18 protein-coding genes and 1 tRNA gene are annotated in these 16,992 nt (G+C 70.1%); 11 read left to right on the top strand and 8 right to left on the bottom strand.

The features are described 5' to 3' along the window. Window positions 1–112: 112 nt before the first annotated feature. Window positions 113–268 carry a VOC family protein gene (locus ACWGQ1_RS04880; protein WP_452312465.1) on the bottom strand — a complete coding sequence of 52 codons (156 nt, stop codon included), beginning with the start codon at window positions 266–268 and terminating at the stop codon, window positions 113–115. Between the two features lie 287 nt (window positions 269–555). On the opposite strand from ACWGQ1_RS04880, the gene ACWGQ1_RS04885 reads away from it, so the two are divergent. Then, the gene (locus tag ACWGQ1_RS04885) at window positions 556–1,287 is read left to right on the top strand and encodes a TetR/AcrR family transcriptional regulator (protein WP_136044868.1); all 732 of its coding nucleotides are present in this window, start codon (window positions 556–558) and stop codon (window positions 1,285–1,287) included. Here the strand turns inward: ACWGQ1_RS04885 and ACWGQ1_RS04890 are convergent, their stop codons facing one another. Further along, on the bottom strand, window positions 1,288–1,980 hold the full coding sequence (locus ACWGQ1_RS04890) for a trimeric intracellular cation channel family protein (RefSeq protein WP_136030119.1): 693 nt from the start codon (window positions 1,978–1,980) through the stop codon (window positions 1,288–1,290). It lies immediately after the preceding gene. 34 nt (window positions 1,981–2,014) lie between these two features. Here ACWGQ1_RS04890 and recO point away from each other — a divergent pair, with 34 nt between their 5' ends. Further along, window positions 2,015–2,758, top strand: a complete 744-nt coding sequence (gene recO / locus ACWGQ1_RS04895; protein ID WP_136030121.1) for a DNA repair protein RecO — start codon at window positions 2,015–2,017, stop codon at window positions 2,756–2,758. Continuing rightward, a complete protein-coding gene (locus ACWGQ1_RS04900) occupies window positions 2,755–3,558 on the top strand; it encodes an isoprenyl transferase (RefSeq protein WP_136030123.1) in 804 nt (267 codons plus the stop codon). Before recO ends, ACWGQ1_RS04900 begins: the two co-directional genes overlap by 4 nt. Here ACWGQ1_RS04900 and ACWGQ1_RS04905 read toward each other — a convergent pair. Continuing rightward, window positions 3,498–4,109: a P-loop NTPase family protein gene (locus ACWGQ1_RS04905; protein ID WP_247981784.1), complete on the bottom strand. Its 612-nt coding sequence runs from the start codon at window positions 4,107–4,109 to the stop codon at window positions 3,498–3,500. The two genes, ACWGQ1_RS04900 and ACWGQ1_RS04905, sit on opposite strands and share 61 nt — an antisense overlap. A gap of 56 nt (window positions 4,110–4,165) precedes the next feature. Between ACWGQ1_RS04905 and ACWGQ1_RS04910 the strand changes: the two genes are divergently transcribed. After that, a complete protein-coding gene (locus ACWGQ1_RS04910; protein ID WP_136036919.1) occupies window positions 4,166–4,840 on the top strand; it encodes a DsbA family oxidoreductase in 675 nt (224 codons plus the stop codon). Window positions 4,841–4,909: 69 nt separating this feature from the next. Here the strand turns inward: ACWGQ1_RS04910 and ACWGQ1_RS04915 are convergent, their stop codons facing one another. After that, window positions 4,910–6,106, bottom strand: coding sequence for a metallophosphoesterase (locus tag ACWGQ1_RS04915; RefSeq protein ID WP_452312466.1), 1,197 nt, complete (start codon window positions 6,104–6,106; stop codon window positions 4,910–4,912). A gap of 154 nt (window positions 6,107–6,260) precedes the next feature. Then, window positions 6,261–6,755, bottom strand: a complete 495-nt coding sequence (locus ACWGQ1_RS04920) for a glutathione peroxidase (protein WP_136030129.1) — start codon at window positions 6,753–6,755, stop codon at window positions 6,261–6,263. A 59-nt stretch (window positions 6,756–6,814) separates the two neighbouring features. On the opposite strand from ACWGQ1_RS04920, the gene dusB reads away from it, so the two are divergent. From dusB to ACWGQ1_RS04950, 6 genes are all read left to right on the top strand, one after another. Then, a complete protein-coding gene (gene dusB, locus ACWGQ1_RS04925) occupies window positions 6,815–7,969 on the top strand; it encodes a tRNA dihydrouridine synthase DusB (RefSeq protein ID WP_452312467.1) in 1,155 nt (384 codons plus the stop codon). After that, complete coding sequence (locus ACWGQ1_RS04930) at window positions 7,959–9,344, top strand: deoxyguanosinetriphosphate triphosphohydrolase (protein WP_136030133.1); 1,386 nt, start codon at window positions 7,959–7,961, stop codon at window positions 9,342–9,344. The genes dusB and ACWGQ1_RS04930 overlap by 11 nt, the downstream gene beginning before the upstream one ends. Then, window positions 9,344–11,203: a DNA primase gene (dnaG, locus tag ACWGQ1_RS04935; protein WP_452312468.1), complete on the top strand. Its 1,860-nt coding sequence runs from the start codon at window positions 9,344–9,346 to the stop codon at window positions 11,201–11,203. The genes ACWGQ1_RS04930 and dnaG overlap by 1 nt, the downstream gene beginning before the upstream one ends. A 37-nt stretch (window positions 11,204–11,240) precedes the next feature. Further along, window positions 11,241–12,014: an ATP-binding cassette domain-containing protein gene (locus ACWGQ1_RS04940; RefSeq protein WP_136030137.1), complete on the top strand. Its 774-nt coding sequence runs from the start codon at window positions 11,241–11,243 to the stop codon at window positions 12,012–12,014. A gap of 97 nt (window positions 12,015–12,111) precedes the next feature. Beyond that, a tRNA-Asn gene (locus ACWGQ1_RS04945) sits at window positions 12,112–12,187 on the top strand. A gap of 153 nt (window positions 12,188–12,340) precedes the next feature. Continuing rightward, window positions 12,341–13,756, top strand: a complete 1,416-nt coding sequence (locus ACWGQ1_RS04950) for an amino acid permease (RefSeq protein WP_452312469.1) — start codon at window positions 12,341–12,343, stop codon at window positions 13,754–13,756. Between the two features lie 3 nt (window positions 13,757–13,759). Here ACWGQ1_RS04950 and ACWGQ1_RS04955 read toward each other — a convergent pair whose 3' ends face one another. Both ACWGQ1_RS04955 and def read right to left on the bottom strand, forming a co-directional pair. After that, the gene (locus ACWGQ1_RS04955; RefSeq protein WP_452312470.1) at window positions 13,760–14,275 is read right to left on the bottom strand and encodes a hypothetical protein; all 516 of its coding nucleotides are present in this window, start codon (window positions 14,273–14,275) and stop codon (window positions 13,760–13,762) included. A gap of 115 nt (window positions 14,276–14,390) precedes the next feature. Then, window positions 14,391–14,957: a peptide deformylase gene (gene def, locus ACWGQ1_RS04960; RefSeq protein WP_136036925.1), complete on the bottom strand. Its 567-nt coding sequence runs from the start codon at window positions 14,955–14,957 to the stop codon at window positions 14,391–14,393. A 61-nt stretch (window positions 14,958–15,018) separates the two neighbouring features. Here def and ACWGQ1_RS04965 point away from each other — a divergent pair, with 61 nt between their 5' ends. Next, complete coding sequence (locus ACWGQ1_RS04965; protein WP_308194377.1) at window positions 15,019–16,122, top strand: DMT family transporter; 1,104 nt, start codon at window positions 15,019–15,021, stop codon at window positions 16,120–16,122. Window positions 16,123–16,208: 86 nt separating this feature from the next. On the opposite strand, the gene pgl is transcribed toward ACWGQ1_RS04965, so the two are convergent. Next, window positions 16,209–16,988 carry a 6-phosphogluconolactonase gene (gene pgl, locus ACWGQ1_RS04970; protein ID WP_168387194.1) on the bottom strand — a complete coding sequence of 260 codons (780 nt, stop codon included), beginning with the start codon at window positions 16,986–16,988 and terminating at the stop codon, window positions 16,209–16,211. Window positions 16,989–16,992: the final 4 nt, after the last annotated feature.

The raw sequence follows: 16,992 nt of genomic DNA on the forward strand, positions 1-16,992 counted from the left end.
GGAACCGTCACCCTCAAACAAAACAGAAGGAATATAGGGTAGTTCGAATCCCAAACACCGAAACCCTCCGGCCCCCAACCCCCCCCCCGCTTCCGCGTGCTCCGGCGGGTGGTCAGACCCACTGCACCAGCTGCCAGATGAGGCCGTTGGGGTCGGCGAACTGGCAGTAGCGCTCGCCCCACGGCTCGGTCTCCGGCGGTGTGACGACGCGGGCGCCGGCGGCGGCGATGCGGGCGAAGGCGGCGTCGAGGTCGTCCACGACGAACACCAGCAGCGTGCCCTGGCCTGCCGATCCGGCGATCTCCTCCGGGCGGAACGTGGGGAGCCCGGTCTGCAGGAGATCAGGTTCGGCGGGGAACCCGGGTGCTCGAGCGACACGAAGCCCTCGGCGGACATGGCCTCCGTGAATCCGAAGTGGGTGGTGGCGAAGGCTGCGGAGGCGGCGATGTCTGGCACGTTGAGCGAGAGGGCGGTCTGGGTGATGTTCATGGGTCTCCTGTTCTAAACAACGTACAACGTACAGGATTAAGTGCGCCGACGGCTAGGCTATTCCCAATGGCGAAGAATCTGGTCGATCTGCTGTGGCGTGACAGTGCCGCTGAGACCTCGTCGCGCCGTGGACCGCGAGCCCGCCACTCCACCGACGACGTCGTGACGCGCGCGATCGACCTGGCCGATGCCGACGGCCTCGCCGCGGTCACCATCCGCGCTCTGGCCCAGGCATTGGGCCTCACCCCGATGTCGATCTACACGCACGTCAACAGCCGGGCGGATCTGCTCGTGCTGATGGCCGACGCGGTCCACGGACAGCGCGCACCGTCGGGCGATGCTGACGGGTGGCGAGCCCGCGTCCGCCTCGTCGCCGCGCACAACCTCGCCCTCTACCGCGCGCACCCCTGGCTGCTCGACGTGCACGACCCCCGCACCGCTCTCGGCCCCGGCACCATCGCGACGTACGACCGCGAGCTCCGCGCCTTCGACGGGCTCGGCCTCGACGACGTGGAGCGCGACGCGGCCCTCACGTTCGTGCGGGAGTTCACGCGGTCCGCGGCCGCACGCCTGCGTGACGCCGCGGAAGCGGAGGACTTCGCGCCGATCTGGGCGGACGCCGCTCCGCGGCTCGCGGGCTATCTCGGCGACGACTACCCCCTGGCGCAGGCCGTGGGCCGGGCCGCTGGCGAGGCCATGGGCGGCCCGTCCGATGCGGACGCGGCCTGGGAGTTCGGGCTCGCGCGCGTCATCGACGGGCTCGCCGGTCTGATCGAGACCCGAGACGCGGCGCCCTGATCAGTCCTTCGGCTTGACGATCGCGATGGCCCCGGTCTCCGCGGCGACCTTGCGGCGGTAGAGGCGACGCTGCTCCGGCAGGGACACGTCGAACGTGACCGCCAGGATCCGGATGACCGCCGTCACGACGATGCCGACGATCGCGGCCAGCGTGATCGGCATGCCGACCGCGTTCGCGATCACGATGAACGTGCATCCTGCCGCAGCCGCGACCGCGTACAGCGAGCCGACGTGCATGATCGCCGTCGGCAGGCCCATCAGCATGTCGCGCAGCACGCTCCCGCCGACCGCGGCGCAGACGCCGATGAACACGGCGGGCACCTCGGGGATGCCGAACGCGAGGGCCTTGCTCGTGCCGAAGGCCCCGAACATGCCGATCACCACGGCGTCGAGCACCACGATCGCGGTGTTGAGGCGGGTGAACAGTCCCGCGAGCAGCATGCCGAGGAGCGCGGCACCGGCAGCGGTCACCAGGTACCACTGGTTCTGCAGGGTCGCGGGCGTCTGCCCGAGCAAGATGTCGCGGATGAGACCGCCGCCCATGCCGATCATGATCCCGATGATCGCGACGCCGAGCCAGTCGAGCCGCCGCTGCCCCTGGAATCCGGCGGCGAACATGGCACCCTGCACCCCGCCGAGCCCGACGCCGAGGAGGTCCGCCCACAGCGGAATGGTGAAGAGCGGTTCGGTCACCCGTCCATTGTCCCGCACGGAGGATAATCGGAAGGTGCCCACCTACCGAGACGAAGCGGTGATCCTGCGCACCCACAAGCTGGGCGAGGCGGATCGCATCGTCACGATGCTGTCGCGCCGGCACGGCAAGGTGCGGGCGGTCGCGAAGGGCGTGCGGCGCACGTCGTCGAAGTTCGGCTCGCGGCTCGAACCGTTCATGGTCGCCGATGTCCAGCTGTACGAGGGGCGCTCGCTCGACATCGTGCAGCAGGCGGAGTCGCTCGGCGCGTACGGCACCGACATCGCGGCGCACTACGACCGCTTCACCGCGGCCAACGCGATGGTCGAGACCGCCGACCGGCTGAGCGACGCGGAGGCCACCCCGGAGCAGTACCTGCTGCTGGTCGGCGGACTGCGTGCGCTCTCGCGCGGAGAGCACGTGCCACGCAGCATCCTCGACTCCTACCTCCTGCGCGTGATGTCGCTGTCGGGGTGGGCGCCGTCGCTCGACGACTGCGCCCGCTGCGGTGCCCCGGGTCCGCACACCGTGTTCGTCGCACAGCTGGGCGGGCTCGTGTGCCACGCCGACGCCCCCGCGGGCAGTCCGCGCATCGCCGAGAAGACCCTGGCACTGCTGCGCGCGCTCATCCGCGGCGACTGGGAGCTCATCGACGCCGCCCCGCACGCCGACACCGCTGCCGCCTCCGGCCTGGTGGCGGCCTATGCCCAGTGGCACCTGGAGCGCGGCATCCGCTCTCTCGCGCACGTCACCACCACCCCGGGAGAAGGAGCACGGTGAGCCCGAAGCCCTACACGCACAAGGACGCCGTCGCCTACCGGCCGCTCGACTGGACCGGGGTGTATCCGCCGCCGTTCCCCGCGGTGCCCGAGCACGTCGCGATCGTGATGGACGGCAACGGCCGCTGGGCGAACCGCCGTGGCCTCAGCCGCATCGAGGGGCACAAGGCGGGGGAGGAGGTGCTGCTCGACGTGGTCGCCGGCGCGATCCAGGCCGGGGTGAAACACCTCTCGGTCTACGCCTTCTCCACCGAGAACTGGGCCCGGTCGCCCGAGGAGGTGCGCTTCCTGATGGGCTACAACCGCGACGTGCTGCACCGCCGCCGCGACCAGCTCAACGAGTGGGGCGTGCGGGTGCGGTGGGCCGGGCGCAAGCCGCGCCTGTGGGGCAGCGTCATCAAGGAGCTGCAGTACGCCGAGCAGCTCACCCGCGGCAACGACGTGCTCACGCTCACGATGTGCGTGAACTACGGCGGCCGCGTGGAGCTGGTCGACGCGATGCGGGCGATCGCCGCCGATGTCGCGGCGGGGCGCCTCAAGCCGAACGCGATCACCGAGAAGACCGTCCGGCGTCACCTCTACGTGCCCGACATGCCCGATGTCGACCTGTTCCTGCGCAGCTCGGGCGAGCAGCGCACGTCGAACTTCCTGCTGTGGGAGTCGGCCTACGCCGAGATGGTGTTCCTCGACACGCTGTGGCCCGACTTCTCGCGCGAGGAGCTGTGGCGCGCGATCGGCGTCTACCTGTCGCGCGACCGGCGCTTCGGCGGAGCGATCGACACCCCCGACGCCTCGGCCTGAGCACGCAGCCAGCGCTCCGTCTCGCGCGGGTGCGTCAGCCGCACGACGGTGAGGTGCGGGAAGCGCTCGACGTAGCCCGGCATCCGCTCGCTCCAGGTGTGCAGCGTCTTCGTCTGCCACGCGAGGATGTTCTGCTCGGGGTCGCGGTTGAGCAGGTTCCACGGCCCCTTCTCGCGGTTTCCGTTCCAGAGTTCCTTCCGCAGAATGCCGCGGGCCAGCGTCCGCCGCAGCAGCCGGCCCCGCACCACCGGGTACGGGTAGTCGAGCCAGACCGCGAGCTGGGCGCGCGGCGTCAGGAACGCGTCGGTGCCCTTGCTCGTGTACTGCCACTCGGTCACCCAGCGGTCCTCCGCCGCGAAGGCGCGCACGTCGTCGAGGAACTCCGGGCGCGGAGTCCAGCCCGGCCCGTGGAACAGCGCGTCGATCTCGACGTGGCGGAGCCCCCACAGCTCGCCGAGGCGACGCGCGAGGGTGGTCTTGCCCGAGCCCGTGACGCCCGCGACGAGCACGCGCTCCGGCCGATGAGGGAGCGGGTCGTCGGCGGAGAGCATCCGAGCATCCTACCGAGCACGGAATACCCCGGGAGTGCATGCGGTTGGATGAAGGTGTGACTGAACCCATCTCCATCGACATCTGGTCCGACATCGCCTGCCCGTGGTGCTACATCGGCAAGCGCAATCTCGAGAAGGGTCTGGAGGCGGTCTCCGCCGACGAGGACGCCCCCCGGGTCACCGTCACGTTCCACTCGTTCGAGCTCTCGCCCGACACACCGGTCGACTTCCACGGCGACGAGGTCGACTTCCTCGCCGGGCACAAGGGCATGCCGCGTGAGCAGGTCGAGCAGATGCTGTCGCACGTCACCGGCGTGGCCGCGGACGCGGGGCTCGAGTACCGCTTCGACCTGCTGCAGCACACCAACACCGTGAAGGCGCACGAGCTGCTGCACTTCGCGAAGGCTGAGGGGCTTCAGCACGAGATGGAGGAGCGGCTGATGTCCGCGTACTTCACCGAGGGCAAGCACGTGGGTCGCATCGACGATCTGGTGGCGCTGGCGGCCGAGGTCGGCCTCGACGCCGACAAGGCCCGCGCCGCGCTCGAGAGCGAGCAGTATCTGCCCGACGTGCGTCAGGATCAGGCGCAGGCCCGGGCGTACGGCATCCAGGGCGTGCCGTTCTTCGTGGTCGACGGCCAGTACGGCATCAGCGGTGCGCAGCCGCCGGCAGCGTTCGAGAACGTGCTCCGCGACCTGTGGGCGCAGCGCGGCGAGGCCGTCGAGGCCTGACCGCCGCCGGCCGAGAGCATCAGAACGGCGGGGACCCGATCGCGGGCCCCCGCCGTTCTCTCGTTCGCGTCAGACGCGCTGCTGGCGAGGTGCCAGCGGCAGGGGTTCCATAGGCTGGTCGTCGGCGGTGAGATCGATGCCGAGGTCCTTCGCATAGACGACCCGCGAGGCGATGCGCACCTGATCGCCGCTCTCGGTCAGCTCGAACACACGCCCGCCGCGGAGGCGGTTGCGCTCCGCTCCGTCGAGGCCGTACGCGCCGAAGCCGGTTCCCGGCGCGTAGCCGAGCAGCACGCCGTAGTAGTCGCCCATGTAGTCGTTGACGTGGTCGTGGCCGACGAACACGCCCTTCACGTCGCCGCGCTCGACGATCGCGTTGAACATGCCCGAGTTGAAGGGCCCGGGGCACTCGTCCTCGTTGCGCTCTCCGACGATGCCGTGGCGCGCGCGGCCGCGGGCGGCGTCGGCCTCCGTGCGGGTGTCCACGCCGCCCCACCACATGAACCGGTGCTCCCAGAGCGCGATGTGGAGGAACATGAGGGCGGGGACCTTGCGGCCGGCGCGCTGCTCGAGCCGCTGCGACTGCTCGCGATACCAGGCGACCTGGTCCATGCGCACCCAGTCCCAGGTCGGGTAGCCGGCGAAGTCCTGTCCGGCGAGGGCGTCCGGGGCGTAGCGGCCGGAGTCCAGCAGCCAGAGCGCGAACGCCTCCCGGTTCTTCTTCGCCGACGAGCCGATGGTCAGCAGCGTGTTGCTGGTGCCGGTCACGCCGCGCGTGCTCTCCGCGTTCACGTTGTACTCGTACGAGCGGTAGATCTTCAGCATCCCCGCCTCGTCCACGCCCGACTGCGGGAGCGAGTCCTCGTCGTGGTTGCCGTAGGTCACCGCCCACGGGATGCCGCGGGACTCCATCGGCCACACGACGTTGTTGATCGCCTGCTTCACGGCGAGACGGGTCTCGCATCCGCCCGTGATCACGTCGCCGTTGATCACCACGAGGTCGGGCTGCTCCTGGTCGAGCACCTTCTCGATCAGCTCGACGGTGCGGCGGTCGGTCTGCTCGTCGTCCTGCGTGTCGTTGAACTGCACGACCGTGAAGGTCCCGTCGGCGCGGAACCGCAGTCCACGCGCGGCTTTCGCTGTCGAGGCGACCACGGTCGTGTCGGCGGCTGCGGCGGTGGTGCCGATGGGCAGGGCGGAGCCGAGGGCGCCGAGCGCTCCGGCGGTGAGGACGGTTCGCCGGCTGATCGGCAGTCGGTCGGGCATGCGGTGTCTCCTTCATCTGTGGCGGGTGTGGCCGCAGGGGAGACTAGGGGCGCCGGATGGCGAGGGTCTGACGAGCGCGTGAACACCGCGGCCGTTCGAGGGCCGCGAGCAGCCCGTTCCGGGTGACGCGGGGGTGAACGAGCGCGGCCCCGGGTCAGCGGGAGAGTGCGGCCTCGATCGCCTCGACGATCTCGGGGGAGTCCGGCTTCTGCTTCGGGCGGAAGCGCAGCACCTCTCCGTCGGGCAGCACCAGGAACTTCTCGAAGTTCCACTCCACCCGTCCGGCCTTGCCGCCCGCGTCAGGGGTCTCCTTGAGCGCCTTGTACAGCTCGGACGCGTTCCTGCCGTTGACCTTGACCTTGTCGTTGACCGGGAAGGTCACGCCGTACGTGGTGGAGCAGAACTCGAGGATCTCGTCGACCGAGCCCGGCTCCTGACCGAAGAACTGGTTGCACGGGAAGCCGACGACCGTGAAGCCGCGGTCGCCGAAACGGCGCTGCAGCTCCTCCAGCTGCTCGTACTGCGGGGTGAGCCCGCACTTGGACGCCACGTTCACCACCATCACCACGTCGGCACCGAGATCGTCGAGGGTCTTCTCCTGACCCTGAGCGTCGGTGAACGGGATCGAACGGAGCGCGGAATCGGTCATATGCACAGCTTAGGTCGCCGCATCCGCAGGGGCTCCGGGTCTGGGAGAATGGACGTGCCATGACTGTCGCCACCGCCCCCGCCCGCCCCCTCCGCATCGGCCCGATCGACCTCGACGTGCCGGTCGTGCTCGCACCCATGGCGGGCATCACCAACACGGCCTTCCGGCGACTGTGCCGGGAGTACGGCGCGGGGCTGTACGTGAGCGAGATGATCACGTCGCGCGCGCTGGTCGAGCGCAACGAGACCACGATGCGGCTGATCCGTCATCACGAGTCCGAGACGCCGCGGTCCATCCAGCTCTACGGCGTCGATCCGAAGACGATCGCGGAAGCCGTGCGCATCATCGTGGCGGAGGACCACGCCGACCACATCGACCTGAACTTCGGCTGCCCGGTGCCCAAGGTCACGCGCAAGGGCGGCGGGGCGGCTCTGCCCTGGAAGTCGAAGCTGTTCGCCGACATCGTGGATCAGGCCGTGAAGGCCGCCGGCGACATCCCGCTCACGGTCAAGATGCGCAAGGGCATCGACCGCGATCACCTCACGTTCCTCGACGCCGGGCGCGCGGCGGAGGACGCCGGCGCGGCCGCGGTGGCGCTGCACGCCCGCACCGCGAGCGAGTTCTACTCCGGCCACGCGGACTGGAACGCGATCGGCGAGCTCAAGCAGGCCGTCACGAGCATCCCGGTGCTCGGCAACGGTGACATCTGGTCGGCCGACGACGCCGTGCGCATGATGGCCGAGACCGACTGCGACGGTGTGGTGGTCGGTCGCGGCTGCCTCGGGCGGCCGTGGCTGTTCGGCGAGCTGGCCAACGCGTTCGGTGGCAAGGGCAAGACGGTCGACGCCACTCTCGGCTTCGTGTCGGATGCGTTCCGCCGTCATGCCGAACTGCTGGTGGAGTTCTTCGAGGACGAGGACCGCGGGTGCCGCGACGTGCGCAAGCACGTGTCGTGGTACTTCAAGGGCTACCCCGTCGGCGGCGACATCCGCACGGGCCTGGCGACGGCGTCGAGCCTCGCCGAGATCGACGAGCTGCTGGGTCGCCTCGACCGGTCGGCACCGTACCCTGGAGCCGACGCCGAGGGGCAGCGCGGGCGCGCCGGTCACCCGAAGAAGACGGCGCTGCCGGAGAAGTGGCTGGAGTCGCGCGAGCTGGCCTCCAGCGCCTCGGAGATGATGCGTGGAGCGGAGATCGAGAACAGTGGCGGATGACCCCTCGGTCGGCGGTCGCGCCGACGGCTACCACCCGCGCGACGCCGAGCGCTTCTTCGCCGAGACGCACCGCTCCGAGCGCGACGACTTCGCGCGTGACAGGGCCCGCGTGCTCCACTCGGCCGCGCTGCGCCGTCTGGCCGCCAAGACGCAGGTGCTCAGCCCGGCGAGCACGGCCGACTTCGCGCGCAACCGCCTGACGCATTCGCTCGAGGTGGCGCAGGTGGGTCGCGAGCTCGCCGCGGCGCTCGGCGTCTCCGCCGACGTGGTCGACACCGCCTGCCTGAGCCACGACCTCGGCCATCCGCCGTTCGGTCACAACGGCGAGCGGGCGCTGAACGAGTGGGCGGAGCCGATCGGCGGCTTCGAGGGCAATGCGCAGTCGCTGCGCATCCTCACGCGCCTCGAGGCCAAGGTGCTCGACGCGGACGAGCACTCGGTCGGCTTGAACCTGACCAGGGCCAGCCTCGACGCGACCTGTAAGTACCCCTGGACGGTGGACAGCCCCGTGCCCGACCCGGGCGGCCGGCTCAAGTTCGGTGTGTACCCGGAGGACGAGGCGGTGTTCCGCTGGATGCGCGAGGGGGCGCCCGGCCGCCTGCGGTGCATCGAAGCCGAGATCATGGATCTCTCCGACGACATCGCCTACTCGGTGCACGACTTCGAGGATGCGATCGTCAACGGCTACGTCGACGTGGCGCAGCTCGCCGACCCCGCGGCCCATGAGGCACTGCTCAGCCGCATCCAGCAGTGGGTGGGCTATGACTTCACGCGCGACGAGCTCGCCGACGCCCTCTACCGTCTGGCATCGCAGCCGATGTGGCTCGCGTCGTTCGACCGCTCGCGACAGTCGCTCGCACGGCTGAAGAACCTCACCAGCGACCTGATCGGGCGCTTCGCCCGTGCGGCCGTGTCCGCGACGCGCGAGGCCTACGGCACGGCACCGCTGGTCCGCTACAACGCGCACGTCATCGTGCCGCGCGTGATCGAGGTCGAGATCGCCGTGCTCAAGGGCATCATGGGTCAGGCCATCGTCACGATCGACGCACGAAAGGGCGTGTACAAGGAGCAGCGGCGGGTGCTCAAGCGCCTCGCCGACGCCCTGTGGTCGACCGATGCGCTGTGGTCGGCCGGTGCCGACGTGCTGGAGCCCGCGTTCGCCGCCGACTTCGTCGCCGCCGAGAGCGACGCGGAGCGGGCGAGGGTCGTGGTAGATCAGATCGCGAGCCTGACCGACCAGAGCGCGGTGGACTGGCACAACCGGCTCGTCGGGGAGATCGACCCGGCGGAGGTCGGCATCTGGACCCCGCGTCACGCGAGACCCGGCACGCGCACCCCCGTCACGCGGCGTCCCGTCGCCGAAGGGGCGCACTGATGCCGCGGATCCGGCAGGCCGACGTCGACGAGGTGAAGGCCCGCACGAACATCGCCGACATCGTGGGCGAGCGCGTGGCGCTGAAGTCGGCGGGGGTCGGATCCCTCAAGGGGCTGTGCCCGTTCCACGACGAGAAGAGCCCGAGCTTCCACGTCCGCCAGCAGGTCGGCTACTACCACTGCTTCGGCTGCGGGGAGTCGGGCGACGTGTACTCGTTCCTCCGGGCGATGGACCACGTGAGCTTCACGGAGGCGGTCGAGCGCTTGGCGGGCCGCATCGGCTACACCCTGCACTACGAAGACGGGGGAGCGGCCCCGGAGACCAGTGGCCGCAGCCGCCTGTACGCGGCGAACACCGCGGCGGCGGAGTTCTTCCGCGCCCAGCTGCTGACCCCCGACGCCGAAGCCGCGCGTCGGTTCCTCGGCGAGCGGGGCTTCGACGCCGGAGCGGCCGCGCACTTCGGGGTGGGCTTCGCGCCGCGCGGGTGGGACGGGATGCTCAAAGCGCTGTCGGCGCACGGCTTCACGCGCGACGAGCTCAGCGCCGCTGGACTCGTGTCGACCGGGCAGCGCGGCGTGTACGACCGGTTCCGCGGGCGACTGGTGTGGCCGATCCGCGACGTGTCGGGACAGACCATCGGCTTCGGCGCGCGCAAGCTCTTCGACGACGACCAGGGCCCCAAGTACCTGAACACGCCCGAGACCCCGATCTACAAGAAGGCGCAGGTGCTGTACGGGCTCGACCTCGCCAAGCGCGACATCGCCCGCGGCGACCCCCGGCGCGTCGTTGTCGTCGAGGGCTACACCGACGTGATGGCGTGTCACCTCGCCGGTCTCACGACCGCGATCGCGACGTGTGGAACGGCGTTCGGCACCGAGCACATCAAGGTCCTGCGCCGTGTCATGGGCGACGACAACGCCTCCGGCGAGGTCGTGTTCACGTTCGACGGCGACGAGGCCGGTCAGAAGGCCGCGCTGCGGGCGTTCACGGAGGACGACCGCTTCAACGCGCAGACCTTCGTGGCCGTGGCTCCGGACGGGCTCGACCCGTGCGACCTCCGCCTGCAGCGCGGCGATGCGGCCGTACGCGGGCTCATGGACGCCAAGCAGCCGATGTTCGAGTTCGCGATCGACCGCAAGCTCGCCGGCTTCGACCTCTCGACCGTGGAGGGCCGCGTGGGCGCGCTCCGGGCCGCGGCGCCGATCGTGGCGGAGATCCGGGACCGTCTGCTGCGCCCGGGATACGAGCGTGTACTGGCACGCCGTCTGGGCATGGACCCGACCGAGGTGCACGGCGAGGTCGAGCGGGCGGCTCGGGGCGCGGCGACCGGTGCGCCGAGGCGCGAGACCTCGACCCCCGACGCCACCTCGGGTGCCCCTGCGGTGGCCGCGGTCACGCTGGCGAGCCTGCCCCGCACCGCCGATGTGGCCGTGGAGCGCGACGCCCTCATGGGTGCGCTGCAGTACGGGCACCAGATCGACGCGGTGCTGCTCGACCGTGCCCTGTCGCAGCCGTTCCGCACACCGGGGCTCGACGCGGTGCGCGAGGCGATCGCGGCAGCTCCGGACCGCAGCAGGCCGGGGTGGGTGACCGATGCGGTCAATGCGGTGCGGGAGCCGTACCGGTCGCTCGGCGGCGAGCTGCTGATGACGCCGTTCCCGGCGCGCGACGAGGCGGGGGCGGTCGCCTCCGCGACGGATCTCGCGCGGCGGCTGGTGGTGCGGCAGCTCGAGCGGGAAAAGCAGGAGCTCCTGGGTGCGGTGCAGCGCGTCCCGGCGGACTCCGACGGCGGGCGGGCTCTGCGGGTCCGTCTCCGTGACATCGATGTGGAGCGTCAGCGCTTCTCGGCCGAGTCGTAACGGGGTGGGGCGCGGTGCAGCGGGCAGGATGGAAGACATGTCCCGCAGGCCCGTCTCCACGTCCGCGATCGAGTGCTCCGATCTGGTGATCGACCGCATCGGTCACGGCACACCGAACCGCGCGGTGGACGGGGTCACCTTCACCCTGGCGCCCGGCGGGCTCATCTGCGTCGCCGGACCCACGGGGTCGGGGAAGTCGACGCTCGTCGCCGCTCTCGCCGGGTCCACCGACCCCTCCGTGCGCGTGGTGGGCGGCAGCGCCCAGGTCTGCGGCATCGACATCCGCCGTCCCGGTCGCAAGCACCGCATCCTCACATACCGCACGGGATTCGTGCCGCAGGGTGCGGGCGCGGATCTGCCGCCGCGGCTCACGGTCAACGAGGTCATCGCCGAGCCGATCCTGATCCGCGAGCGCCGCGTCAACACCAAGGCGCTGTCGATCCGTGTCGCGACGCTGTTGGACGAGCTGCACCTGCCCCTGGGGACGGCGTCGAAGTTCCCGTACGAGTTGAGCGCGGGCATGCGGCAGCGCGTCGCGATCGCCCGGTCGTTCGTGCTCGAGCCGCGGGTCCTGATCGCGGACGAGGTGCTGGCCAACCTCGACCTCGAGGTGCGCCCGGTGGTGTTCGACGCGATCACGCGGCGACGCACCGAGGAGGGCATGGCGGCGCTGCTGGTGACGAACGACGCCGATTTCATCCGCGAGCTCAACGCCGAGACGCTCATGCTGCGCGGCGGCCACGTGGTGGCGAGAGGGGTGGGGAAGGACCTGCTCTGGGTGCCCAACGCGGAGACCGATTCCCGCGGCTGATGGCGACACGCCCGGCGTCCGCCGAAGGGCCGTCGGTGTCACGAACGGCCTTCGGAGTTTGCTAAGCTTGTCGAGTTGCCCGCACAGCGGAGCACATTCCTCGGTAGCTCAATTGGCAGAGCAGCCGGCTGTTAACCGGCAGGTTCTTGGTTCGAGTCCAAGCCGGGGAGCCAACGAGAAGAGCCCCCTCTGCGGAGGGGGCTCTTCTCGTCTCCCGAGACGCGCGTCCTTGCGGACGAGACCACTCTGCAGAGTATCGGTCTGTTCACAGTAAAATGTTACTCTCGTCGCACCGCTGACCTCGTTCGCGGTCGAAGGAGAGATCGATGACGACATCCGACCCCCGCGAACTGCGCTCAGGGCTCAAGTCGCGCCACATGTCCATGATCGCGATCACGGGCGTCATCGGCGCCGGGCTGTTCGTGGGTTCGGGGGCGGTGATCCACGCCGCAGGACCCGCCGCGATCATCGCCTATGCGACCGCCGGGGTGATCGTCGTGCTGGTGATGCGCATGCTGGGGGAGATGTCGGTGATGAACCCCGACAGCGGCTCCTTCTCCACGTACGCGGACCGCGCGATCGGTCGATGGGCGGGCTTCAGCATCGGCTGGCTCTACGCGTGGTTCTGGATCGTGGTCCTCGGCGTCGAGGCGACCGCCGGCGCGTTGATCCTCCACCGGTGGATGCCCGGAGTCCCGCAGTGGGGATTCGCTCTGGCGCTCATGGTGGTGCTCACCCTCACGAACCTGGCGTCCGTCGCGTCGTACGGCGAGTTCGAGTTCTGGTTCGCCGGGGTCAAGGTCGTCGCGATCGCCGCGTTCCTCGTGATCGGGGTGCTGGCGGCGCTCGGCGCGTTCCCCGGGTTCCCCCCACCGGGGCTCGACAATCTCGTGGCCCACGGCGGGTTCTTCCCGAACGGCGTGCTCGCCGCGTTCTCGAGCATCCTCGTCGTGGTGTTCTCGTACTTCGGCTCGGAGATCGCGACGATCGCCGCCGGGGAATCGACCAACCCCACCGTGGCCGTCCGCAAGGCGGTCAATTCCGTGGTGTGGCGGATCATCGTCTTCTACGTCGGGTCGATCTCCCTGATCGTGCTGTTGCTGCCCTGGAACGACGCCTCGATCGCGAAGAGCCCGTTCGTCGCGGTTCTCGACGCGATCGGCATCCCGGTGGCGGCGGTGATCATGGACGTCGTGGTGCTGGTGGCGGTGCTCTCGTGCCTGAACTCGGGCCTCTACACGGCGAGCCGCATGCTCTACTCGCTGGCTCGGCGGGGCGACGCCCCCGCGCTGCTCGGCCGCACGGCGCGGAACGGCTCGCCCCGGTACGCCGTGCTGGCCGCGACGGTCGTGGGGTTCATCACGGTCGGACTGAACTACCTTTATCCCGACACGGTCTTCCTGTTCCTGCTGAACTCGTCGGGGGCGATCGCCCTCTTCGTCTGGCTCGTGATCGCCGTGTCGCAGATCCGGCTGCGGCGGGCGGCGATGCGCCGAGGTGTGCAGGTGCCCCTGCGCATGTGGGGCTTTCCGGTGCTCAGCTACGTCGTCGTGGCGGTGATCGTCGCTCTGTGCCTGGCGATGTTCCTCCAGCCGGACACCCTCTGGCAGATCACGATCTCGCTCGCGATCGCGGTGCTCGTCAGTGTTGTCGGCATGCTCCGTCACCGCGCCGGAGGCGGCTCGACGCAGAAGGCGGCCGGGAGCGGATCGCTCCCGGCCGCCGATGCGGTGGTGGACTGACCGTCAGCGCGCGGCGCCGGCCAGGGAGCCCTCGACCTGCCCGGCCGGGTCGACGATCAGGCACTGGATCACGCGGTCGTTCGCCTGCTCCCACGAGTCCTGGCTCGGCGTGAGCGTGGTCACGTCGAGGGCCGACTCCTGGTAGCCGATACCGACGAACGAGGTGAACGCGTCGCCGATGCACCCCTCGGACGCGGCGCCGATGGCGTCTTCCGAGTAGTCGCCGTCGTCCATCGTGATCTCGTGAAAGACCTCTTCGTCGTGCGGCTCGGTGCACGGCACGACGTTCGCGTCGGTGAGCATCCCCGAGCCGGTCTCGAGCATGCAGTCGCCGAGCTTCACGGAGAAGACGTCGATGTTGGCGCTCTCCGTCACCTGGCCGGTCTCCTCGTCGCGGTTCGCGTCACCGGAGCCGCTGCCCAGGATGCTGTTGATCGCGCTGCAGCCGCTCAGGGCGAGCGAGGCCGCCGCGATCGATGCTGCGAGCACGAGCGCGCGACGAGTGCGCATCTTCATCATGTTTCCCCTCCAAAGCGTGGTGCGGGGCATGCTGATATATCCCCGCCGCGAACACGCTATAGTGCCCGAAGTCTGTGACGCAACTCGACGGATGCTGTGCGTGGGCTGAAAGCGTTCAGCCCTCGAGGTCGTCCACCCCGGGCAGCCAGCTCACACCGGGGCGACCCCATCCGCGCTTGCGGGCGATCTTCTGCGTGGTCTTCCAGTCGGCGTCCGACAGTCGATCGATGTAGAGCACTCCGTCGAGGTGGTCGAACTCGTGCTGCATGATGCGAGCACGCCACCCATCCACTTCGAGTGTCACCGGCGCGCCGTCGAGGTCGATCGCCGTCACGCGCACGCGATCGGACCGGCGGAGCGGGAACCGCTCGCCGGGGAACGACAGGCATCCCTCCGCCTCGAGATCGGGGTCGGGTGCGCCCGGCTCGGGGGGCGTCATCCACAGCACGGGATTGATCAGCACGCCTCGCCAGGGGCGGTCCTCGTCGTCGACGTAGTTGTACGTGTAGATACGCAACGGCACCCCGACCTGCGGGGCGGCCAGCCCGACGCCGGGAGCGGCGTCCATCGTCTCGAACATGTCGGAGACGAGCGTGCGCACCTCCTCGGTGATCTGCTCGACGGGGGATGCGGGGGAGTGGAGGACGGGATCGCCCATGATGCGAATCGGAAGTACGGCCACGTCACAACCCTAGTCCGCGAGACTCTCCGGGTAGGGTCGTAGTGTGAGCGCAGGGGTGTGGATGGGGATGGCCGAAGACGTCGGCGACCAGCTCGTCGGTGCCTTCCAGAACCCGGGGATCCTTCTCGGCATCCCTCTCGCCCTGGCCGGTGCCGTCTTCATGTCGCTCGGCGCGCAGTACCAGCACCGCGGGGTGGAGAAGGTCGAGCGGCTGAGCGGCTCCACCGGCACCTCCGGGCTCACGTTCGCCCAAATCAAGGGTCTGCTCACGCGCCCGTCCTGGATCATCGGCACGCTGATGCTCGGCCTCGCGATCGTCTGCCAGCTCGCAGCCCTCGTGCAGGCGCCACTGATCGTCGTGCAGCCGCTCGGCGCGATCGCCCTGGTCATCACGACGCTCCTCAACGCGCGGATCTCCGGGCATTCCCCGACCAGGCAGTCGCTCACGGCGATCGTGGCGTGCGTCGGCGGCATCTTCCTGTTCGTGTTCTTCGCGGCGATCTTCGCGACGGAGCAGGACGTCACCGACCGCGAACTGTTCGTGATCCTCGCCCTCCTGCTCGTCGTCATCATCGTGCTCGGTGCGTGCTGGCTGATCCTGCGTCACCGCATGCGCGCGCTGTTCTACGTGATCGGAGCCGGCATCCTGTACGGCTTCGTGGCGACGCTCGCGAAGGTCGTCATCAAGCGCATCGAGGCGGGCCAGTTCGAATGGATCACCGCCGTCTGCGTGCTTGCCCTGGTGTCGGCCGCGGCCGTGGGCGCGTACTTCGTGCAGACCGCCTACAGCTCGGGACCCCCCGACCTCGTGATCGCCGGACTCACGGTCGTCGACCCGCTCGTGGCGGTGCTCATCGGCATGGTCGTGCTGGGCGAGGCGGCCGCCGCGCCGTGGTGGGTGCTCATCATCTTCGCGATCGCCGGGGGCATCGCCGTGTGGGGTGTCGTGGGCCTCGCGCGCTACCACCCGCAGGTGCTCAGCGACAGCCAGGAGCTCGGCATCACCCGGGGCAGCTCGGCTCCGACGCACGCGGACGATGCCGCAGCCGCCGCACCGCCGTCACCGATGCGCGACGCGGCGTCTGCCGTCGAGGAGACGTCCGCCGCTGAAGCGCCGCGCTCTGGCGACGACCCCGAGGCGCGCACGCGCCCCGACGCCCCGTAGCCTCGTCCTCGGTTCGACGCGACGCACGCAGACGCCCGCCCGTCCCCGAGGACGAGCGGGCGCGCGACCGCGGCCGGAGGACCGGCTCAGTAGGTCTGATCGATGAGGTCGGGCGACACCTCGGACGCTGCGGCCTCGTCGACGAAGTACACCGTGCGCTTGCGCCCCTTGGCACCGGCCGCCGGCACGCTCGTGTAGCTCGCGCCCGCCAGTGCGAGGCCCAGCGCGGAGGCCTTGTCCGCTCCCGTCAGCACGAGCCAGACCCGCTTGGACGAGTTCAGGACCGGACGCGTGAGCGTGATCCGCTCCGGCGGGGGTTTGGGGGAATCGCGCACCGGCAGCGCGGCGGCGTCCGTGACCGTCACTTCCTCGCGATCCGGGAACAGCGAGGCGATGTGGCCGTCGGGACCGACGCCCAGGAAGCACACCGCGAAGGACGGCCAGGGGTGGTCGTCCGTGCCGAACCGGGCGAGTTCCGCCGCGTACGCGGCAGCGGCCTCGTCGAGGTTCAGACCGCTGTCGGACGCCGCGGCCTCGTGGATGTTCTCCTCGGGCACCGGGATGTGGTCGAGCAGGGCGTTGCGGGACTGGAGCGCGTTGCGGTCCGAGTCGTCGCGGGGAACGAAGCGCTCGTCGCCCCACCAGAAGTGCACGAGCGACCAGTCGATGTCCGCCGCGCGCGGGTTGTCGGCGACCGCACGGAGCACGGCCCCGCCCATGGAACCGCCGGTGAGGGCGATGTGGGCGACGCGACCGTTCCTGGTGCGCGCCTTGACGCGGGTGAGGAAACGATCGGCGACCCGGAGGGCGAGGGCTGTCGGGGTGGCCTCGACCACGACCCGCTTCTCTGCGGACGATTCCGACATCGGT

This window comes from Microbacterium sp. NPDC055599 (assembly GCF_053618975.1).